The sequence below is a fragment of the Candidatus Aminicenantes bacterium genome (assembly GCA_026393855.1).
Lineage (GTDB): Bacteria > Acidobacteriota > Aminicenantia > Aminicenantales > UBA4085 > UBA4085.
On the sequence record JAPKZJ010000049.1, the window covers coordinates 1 to 8579 of the forward strand.

6 protein-coding genes are annotated in these 8579 nt (G+C 64.9%); 3 read left to right on the forward strand and 3 right to left on the reverse strand.

Features of this window, described 5'->3' with window-relative positions; translation table 11 throughout:
• Positions 1 to 1163, reverse strand: a 1163-nt coding sequence (locus NTZ26_05410; GenBank protein MCX6559935.1) for an FAD-binding oxidoreductase, incomplete at its 3' end; no start/stop codon positions are given.
• Positions 1150 to 3258, reverse strand: coding sequence for an FAD-dependent oxidoreductase (locus tag NTZ26_05415; GenBank protein ID MCX6559936.1), 2109 nt, complete (start codon positions 3256 to 3258; stop codon positions 1150 to 1152). The genes NTZ26_05415 and NTZ26_05410, both read right to left, overlap by 14 nt.
• A gap of 108 nt (positions 3259 to 3366) precedes the next feature.
• Between NTZ26_05415 and NTZ26_05420 the strand changes: the two genes are divergently transcribed.
• On the forward strand, positions 3367 to 4341 hold the full coding sequence (locus NTZ26_05420; GenBank protein ID MCX6559937.1) for a histone deacetylase: 975 nt from the start codon (positions 3367 to 3369) through the stop codon (positions 4339 to 4341).
• 68 nt (positions 4342 to 4409) lie between these two features.
• Complete coding sequence (locus NTZ26_05425) at positions 4410 to 6536, forward strand: hypothetical protein (GenBank protein MCX6559938.1); 2127 nt, start codon at positions 4410 to 4412, stop codon at positions 6534 to 6536.
• 9 nt (positions 6537 to 6545) lie between these two features.
• Here the strand turns inward: NTZ26_05425 and NTZ26_05430 are convergent, their stop codons facing one another.
• The gene (locus tag NTZ26_05430) at positions 6546 to 7772 is read right to left on the reverse strand and encodes a M20 family metallo-hydrolase (protein MCX6559939.1); all 1227 of its coding nucleotides are present in this window, start codon (positions 7770 to 7772) and stop codon (positions 6546 to 6548) included.
• A 463-nt stretch (positions 7773 to 8235) separates the two neighbouring features.
• Here NTZ26_05430 and NTZ26_05435 point away from each other — a divergent pair.
• Positions 8236 to 8579 (forward strand): hypothetical protein (locus NTZ26_05435; protein MCX6559940.1); only part of this gene is annotated, 344 nt, incomplete at its 3' end.

Sequence of the window (8579 nt, forward strand, 5' to 3'; positions counted from 1 at the left end):
TACTTCAGCTTCTCCATCCCCTTGAACTCGCGGTAGGGCGAGAGAAGATCCAGCACTTCCCGGTCTTTGGTCGGCAGCTTGTCCTGGACCATCCCGCTCAACATTTCGCCCAGGCCCGGCCCGAGCATGAAGCCTTGGCCGCACATGCCGACGGCCTGCAGGAACCCGCGCGTCTCGCGGGCCCAGCCGACGAGCGGCATGCCGTCGGGGGTCATGGGGTAGAGGCCCCGCCAGGTCCGGCGAACCCGAAGGTTGCGGAGCCGCGGGATCAGGTCGACCATGCGGTGGGCGACCATCGGCAGGAACGAGCTCGTTTCGCGGGTGTCGGTGCCCCAGAGGCTGGGGTTGGGGGTGATGCAGAAGATGATCTGGCCCGTCGAGTGCTGGTAGAAGTAGTAATTGGCCGAGGAAGGCAGCGGCCGGATATCGACGACCATCGGGCCCAGGAACGGCGCCACGGGCTCCGTGACCGCGCCTTCGTGCGAGTCGGGCTTGACCGGCAGATCCAGCCCGGCCATGCGGCCGATCTCGGCCGCGGCCGGTCCGGCCGCGTTGACCACGACATCGGCCCCATACTCGCCCGCGTCCGTCCGGACGCCGCGGATGGAGCCGCCCTCGATGACCAGGCTCCGCACGGCTTCGCCGAAGCGGAACTCGGCCCCGGCCCGGCGGGCGTGGACGTAAAAGGCGTGGGCCGAAAGGAGCGGCGAAGCGCTGCCGTCCTCGGGCGAGAACGTGCCGCCGATCAGATTCTCCGGGTTGAGGTCGGGGATGAGATCGAGCATCTGGCGGTGATCGAGCCAGTCGATATTCAGGCCGAAGGCCTTTTGGGTGACCAACAGCTCCTTGAGCGTCTTTTCCTCGCGTTCGGTATAGGCGACGAAACAATAACCGCCCCGATGCCACTCGACCGATTCGCCGCGATCCCGCTCCCAGTTGGCGAAGATCTCGAGGCTTCGCAGGCAGATGCGGATCTTGGCCGGATCGCTGTGGGTGGCCCGCAGGCCTCCGATGGCCCGCTTGTTGGAGCCTTGGCCGACGCTGGCGTTGCCGTCGAGGACCAGGACCTTGAGGCCGGCCTCGGCCATGGCCAGGGCGGCGGGGGTGCCGACGCTTCCGGCGCCGATGATGACGACGTCGTAGTCGGGCTTAGTAGCGGCCATTGTTCCCCTCCCGTCCGTTATCGATCCCGGCGAAGATGCCCAGGGAGACCTCCATGAACAGCGGTCGCTTGGGCTGGTCGATCACCTCTGCGTCCGCGACCCCTTCTTCTCGGAACAGGCGATGGATGAGAGCGGTGCAGGTCTTGGCTCCGCACGAGCCCATGCAGGCCCGGGTCACCGCCTTGATCTGATTGATGTCGCGCAGGCCCTGCTTGATCTGGGCCCGGATTTCGCCGGCCGGCACGCGCTCGCAGCGGCAGACAATCGTGTCGTCGGCGGTGCGCTCGACATAGCGGTCCATGGGCTTGGTGACGCCGTCCGCCTGGGCCCGCAGGCCGGCGATCTTCTTGGCGATTGCTTGGGGCGCCTTGATCTTGACCAGGATAGTCCGATCGTTGGCCTTGATGGCCCGGACCGCCGTCACTTCGACCTCGCCCAGCTCCGCCCCTTCCGTATCCAGGACCGTCATCCGGTCGCCGACTTCGACCCGCTCGCGCAGGAACTCGAAGGGCAGGGTGACGCTGGGGAATTCGGGATCCTTGCGGAAATCGACCAGGGTGATGGCCAGCCCGGGGCAGATGGTGACGCACTTCTCGCAGCCCGTGCAGGCCTTGGCCGGGTCGGGGGCCTCGAAGACCGGCAAGCCCCGGATATCCGCGGCGTGGATGTGGATGAGGTTGCGCGGGCAGACCGTCGTGCAGGGATCGCAGGGGATCTCCTGAACGCAGTGCAGGACCGGGAAGACGCCGCTCTCGGCGGCGGGGATCTCTTCGGCCGTCACGGCGCCGGGACGCGATTTCAGGATGTCGGCCGTGGTGTACCATTCCGGCGCGATCTCGCCGACGTCCCAGCCCAAATCGCGGGCGATCTCCAGGCCCCGGATCTTGCCCGAGAAGATGGCCGCGGACGCTTCCGCGATCTCTTCGGCGTCGCCCGCGGCGTAGGTCTTCAGCCCGAACTCTTTGGCCTTGAGGAAGAACTCGTCGACCGGGTCGAGCCCGATCGCGATCAGGATGGTATCGCAGGCGAAGGACCTCTCCGTGCCCGGCACGGGTTTCCATTTCTCCAATCGGGCGATCGTCACCGAGTCCACCTGGTCCTTGCCGTTGGCGCTCAGGACGGTATGGGAGGTGTAGATCGGGACTCCGAACCGGGCCAGCTTGTCCTTGTGGACCTTATAGCCGCTGCACTCCGGCAGAGCCTCGACCAGCCCGACCACCGAGATGCCGGCCTGCAGGGCGTGGTAGCCGGCGATGAGGCCGACGTTGCCGCCGCCGACGATGAACAGCTTTTCCGCCGAGCGGACCAGGTCGCGGTTGACCAGGGTCTGGAAGGCTCCGGCGCCGTAAACGCCGGGGAGGGTGTTGCCGGAGAAGGCCAGCGATTTCTCGCGAGCCCCGGAGGTCACCAGGACGACCTCAGGCCGGACTTGGACATAGCGCTCTCCGGCTTGCAGGACGCCGACCCGCTTGTCGCTGAAGACGGCCAGGGCCGTGGATTCGAGCCAGAGCTCGACCGACGGATAGGTCCGCAGCTCCGTTTCCAGTTTGGTGGCGATGTCGATGCCGCGCGTTCCGGCGTAGACGGCGTCGTAGGAACCGAAGAAGCGGTGGGTCTGGAGGACGAGCTTGCCGCCCAGGCGGTGCTTGTCGTCGATCAGCAGGGCCTTGATGCCGCGCTTGCCCAGCTCGATGCCCGCCGACAGCCCGGCCGGGCCGCCGCCGATGATGAGGACCGGGACGCGGATCTCGTCGATGGCCCGACTCGAAGCCGCCCGCTCGACCTTGGGCAACTCGGGTAGGCCGTCGACGGGCTCGACCTGGAGGCCCGGGCGGACCAGCTCCATGCAGGCTTTGACCGGCAGGCCGTCGGCCAGCACCAGACACTGGGCGCACTGGCCGTTGGCGCAGAAGATCCCCTGAGGAGCATGATCCTTATGATGATAGCTGAATATGCGCTCCCCGTGGGCGAACAGGGCGGAGGCGATCGTCTCGCCCTTTCTGGAGCTCAACGGGCGCCCCTTCCAAGTGAAGGTGACAGCGTCGGCCGGTACGGGGGTCAGGATGGGGTGGCGTTCGATGCGATAACCGCTCACGCAGGCCTCCTTGGGACGCTCAACCGAGGACGGGAAGCCGTCTCGAAGCGCGGAATTATATCATATTTTACGCGCCGCCCGCGGCTGTGATAGACTTGTTCGCCTGCCATGCGCCTGCTCGAGTTCCTGACCGGAAAACGCTTCTCCTTCCCCTTCGTCTACAGCGACGAATACTGGATGGTGGACCTCGGAAAAAGCGTCGTTCCCGTGCGGAAATACCGCCTGATCTACGAGCGCCTGCTGGCTTTGGGCGTGCGCAAAGAGAACTTCCTTGAATCGCCGCTTATTGACGACGAGGATATCTTGCGCGTCCACACCGCCAAGTACATCTCCAAGCTGAAGACCGGCGAGCTGACCAAGGCCGAAATCCAGGCGCTGGAGTTGCCCTTTTCGCCCGAGCTCAGCCGGTTCGCCTGGCTCCATGTCGGCGGCACGGCGCTGGCCTGTGAGCGGGCGCTGGCCTGCGGACTGGCTTTTCACCTGGGCGGCGGCTTCCACCATGCCTTCGCCGATCACGGCGAGGGCTTCTGCGCCCTCAACGACACGGCCGTGGCCTTGGAAAAGCTCAAGGCCGAAGGGCTTATCCGGCGGGCGATGATCGTCGATTGCGACGTTCACCAGGGCAACGGCACGGCCGCTTTCTTCACCGGGCGGGAAGACATCTTCACCTTCTCCATCCACCAGATGGACATCTATCCGGCCGAAAAGCCGCCCAGCCGCCTCGATGTCGGACTCTGGTCGGGCGACGGCGACGAGGCCTACCTGACCGCCATGCAGGCCCATTTCCCGGCCCTCTACGAGTCGTTCCGGCCGGACCTTGTCGTCTACCTGGCCGGCGCCGATCCGCTGACGGGGGACAAGCTGGGCGGGCTGACGATGACCTTGGAAGGTATGGCCGAGCGGGATCGGATCGTGATCGAAGGGGCGCGGCGTCTGAACATCCCGCTGGCCGTCGTCCTGGCGGGCGGCTACGGGCGGGAGCTCGAGGACACCGTCCAGGTCCACATGAATACGATCAAGGTTGCTCAGAAGGCGGGCGTCCGGCGGCGATTGACCGGGCGCGCCGGCTCCGAACCCGCCTAGGCCGTCTCCGTCTCGATCCAGCGCAGGTCATCTACCGAGCCCTCTTTGTTCGTGATATAAAAGGCCCGATGGACACGAAAACCCGCCCCGCCCCGCGTTTCGTCTGTCTCTTTTTCGGCCTCGCCCTCGTTCTGGCCTGCCTGTTGGCCATCTTCGGCCAGGAGGCCCGCCCGGCTCCCCCGGGCGCGGTTGCGGCGAAGCCGTTCGATTACTTCCGCAACTCCTGGTCCGTGATCGGCCTAGCCGACTATACGCGGGGGACGCGGATCACTCCCGACAACCAGCTTCTTCTGGCGGGGACCGATCGGGTGGCGATCGAATACGGCACGCCTCTCGCCGCCATCGGCCGCACAACGAAAACGCTTCTCGACGGCTGGCTGCCCATCGTTCGGTTGGAGAAGTCGTCGGGCGGCGTCAAGTACGAATTTCTGATTTGGGCGTCCCCGCTGCCGGGGAGCGCCGATATCGCCCGCGCGTTCAACGGCCCTGTCGAGGGAGAGAACTACCTGAACTGGATTCTTGTCCGAGCCGAGAACACCGGAAGAACGCCCGCCAAGGCCGCGATCCGGATCCGCCATTGGCGGGCCGAGAAGGAATATGCCGTGGTGGCCGAGGCGCCGGAGGCGGGATCTGCGGCGAAAGCGGCCGCTCCGCTCGGCCTGCACGAATGGGCGCCCATTCTAGCGCCGGGGGAGGCGCGCGAGGATTTTGCCGCTTATCCCTTTTCGCCTCTTCCCGGGAGCTCGCCTCGGGGCGATTTTCGGAACGAGAATCCCCGCGCCTGGCTCGACCGGACTGTCGCTTTCTGGAAAGCGAAAATCGGGGCCGCGGCCCGCATCTCCGTCCCCGAGGCCAAAGCGACGGACGCTCTCCTGGCCGCCACCGTCTGCCAGCTGCTGGCCATGGACAAGGGCGAGCTCCACGCCGGCGAGGGGCTCTACGACCTATTCTATATTCGCGACGGGGCCTATCAGATCACGGCCCTCGAAGAGGCAGGGCTGGCGGTCGAGGCGAAGGCGGCCATCGAGCCGTTCCTAAAGAACCAGCTTCCGGACGGCCGCTTCGAGACTCAGAAGGGCCAGTTCGACGCCAACGGCCAGGCCGTCTGGGCCTTGTGGCAGTATGCCGGGATCACCGGCGACAAGGCCTGGCTCGGGCGCGCCTATCCGCAGATGAAGAAGGCGGTCGAGTGGATCATCGCGGCCCGGGCCAAGACGGCTTCCGATCCGTCATTTCCGGGCCTCCTGCCCGCCGCTCCCGCGGACGGAGAGTATTTATGGGAAGGCAAGAACCACATCGTCGGCTACGATCTTTGGAACTTGCGCGCCGTCCTCTGCGCGGCCGACGCCGCCCGGAGGCTGGGGAAAGCCGATGACGCCCTAGCTTTTGAACGGGAAGCGAAGTCTTATCGGGTCTCGATCGATGCGGCCTGGAAGAAAACGGGCCTGCCGTATCTTCCTCCGAGCTGGGAGAAGGCGGGGACCCAATGGGGCAACACGGAGATTCTGTGGCCGACCCGCGTCCTCACGCCTGACGATCCCCGCATCGGCGCCTCGAGCCGGTATGTGCGCACGGAATTCGCCGGCGGCTACAAGGAAGGCGTCATCCGCTGGGTCGCGCCAAAGGTCCGGCCGGCCATCCACCCGTACATGGGCGCCTATACGGCCATGAACGATCTGGAGAGGGGCCGGGCGGAAGACGTCGTGCGGGATTTCTACGCCTATCTCCTCCATTCCACGGCGACCCACGCCTTCCCGGAGGGCGTGCACTTCGAAGATCGAGAGGCCTGGGGCGAGACGATCCCTCACGCCACCGGCGCCAGCAACTACGCGCTTCTCCTTCGGCACATGCTGATCCACGAGTCGGGCGATCTCGGCGCGGCGGGCGAACTGCATTTGCTGTCCGCCGTTCCCGACTGGTGGTTGGAAAACGGCCGGGAGATCGTCGTCGAGCGGGCCCCGACCCGATTCGGTGGGATGGATTTACGCGTGCTCGGGACTCCCAAGGGCGTCAAAGTCGAAGTCCAGCTGCCGACGCGAACGAAGCCGGCCAAGATCCTTCTCCACCTGCCCAAATCGCGGCCGCTCGTCGGGACGGTCCCGGGAGTCGAAGTCGTCTACCGGCCGGATCAAACGCGCCGGCTGGATTTCGCAACGACCGTCAAGGAATACGAGAAGACCGCACCGAAGCTCTAAGCCCCAATCCTATTCCTGCATCAGGACGTGGGCGAAGACCTTGGCGTCGCCTACCAGGTTGGCGATGACGCAATACTCGTTCGGGGCGTGCAGGGTTTCGTCCAGCTTGGACCAGCAGGCGGCCGGGACGCCTGCTCGCCGGAAGAGGGCCGCTACCGTGCCGCCCCCGATGCCCATGGGCTTGCCCTCGATGCCGTAGACCGCCTTGACCGCGGCGGCCAGGGCCTTGGCCACCGGCGCGTCGGGCGAGGTCGGAGGCGCGGCCGGGGCCCGCTGGACATCTTCGACCGCGATCTTGACGTCGTGCTCGGCGGCGACATCGGCCATGATCCCGGCGATGGCGGAGTCGACGTCGGCCAGGGGGATCGTGGGCAGGATGCGGCAATCCATGTAGAAGACGTCCTCGCCGGGGATGGTGTTGATGTTGGGGACGTTCTTGTCCTTCTTTGTCGGCTCGAACGTGGAAATCGGGGGATCGAACAGCGGCTCGGACTGGGCGAAGCGCTCGTACAGCATCTTCAGTCGGCAGACCAAGGCAGAAGCGGCGGTGAAGGCGTTTTTTCCCTTCTCGGGCGTCGAGCCGTGCGTCTGTTTGCCCTCGGTCTTGAACTTCAGCCAGAGGATGCTCTTCTCCGCCACCTCGATCATCGAGCCGTCCTCGTTCCCCGCGTCGGGCACGATGATGATGTCGTTGGGCTTGAAGACGTCGGTGTGGGCCAGAACGTAGTCGATGCCCTTGTCGCTGCCCGTTTCCTCGTCGGCCACCAGCGCCAAACCGACGTTGTAGGCGGGCGTGAGGCCCTCGTCCAACACGGCCTTGACGGCGAAGATCGAAGCCACCAAATCCTGTTGGTTGTCCTCAACGCCGCGCCCATAGATCTTGCCGTCTTCGATCCAGGGCTTGAACGGATCGCCGCGCCACAGGGTTCGGTCGCCCTCGGGGACGACGTCCATGTGGGACATGATCCAGACCGTATGGTCGGCGCTGCGGCCGGGCACGCTGGCCAGGATGTTGGGCCGGTAGCCGGAGGGCGCGTCGGGGTCAGGCGCCTTGACGACCTGGATGTCCGTGATCCCGTTGGCTTTCAGGAATTCGACCAGAAAGGCGGCTTTATCGGCTTCGCCCGCGCCCCCGCTCGAGGGGGCGATGGCCGGGATGGCGGCCAGGCGGCACTGCAATTCGATCATTTCGGGCTCATAGGCGTCGAGACGGGCGGCGATCTTTTCAAAGGACATGGCGGCCTCCTAATCGATGGAGTGTGTAGTCAATGTATATCATTCGGTTGGAAAATTGACAACGAACGAGAGACAAGGCCGGCCGATTTATCCAAGATACCAGGGCAGAAGAAGCTTCAATTCCGGAGGAGTTTTCTCGGGCGAGGGGTGTGGGGGTGAGCGCCGATGCGGAAACGGCACGATGAGGGTGCGGCAAGGTCTTTCGTGATTCTGAAAAGCTTATTTTTTGGCGAGGGATATGCCCCGCCGAAACCCGCGGGCTTTGCCGCCCTATGCTTCAGCATAGGGTTGACGACTGAGCGGGCACGGTCCCATATTCATCGGGCGGATGATAAGCCCGATGAATATGGGGAGCGAGGGAGGAGACGGAGCGAAAATCCTCGCTGGGGATTTTCGCGTGTTTCGGGGGGCGTATCCCGAGCCCGTTTGACTTGGCCTCGGGCTTGGCATACATTTACGAAAAATGCGCATCGGCTTCGATTTACGGCCGTTTCTCAAGGAAGAGACCGGCGTCGGCGTCTACCTTAAAAACCTGCTCTTCGAGCTGGCGCGGATCGATCGCGAGGACGAGTTTTTCCTCTTTTCGGCCTCTTGGAAAGACCGCTTTCCCACTGCAAAAATTCCGCCCTTCGCGCAATGCCATTTCTTGGATAAAAAGTGGCCTGTCCGAATGGTCAACTTCCTTTGGCAGGACCTCGGCCGTCCGAGCCTCGACGCGCTGTTCGGCACCCGGCTCGATCTGACGCATTCCGCGACACCTCTGCCGCTCCCGACCAAGGGGCGAGCCATCGTCACGGTTTGCGATCT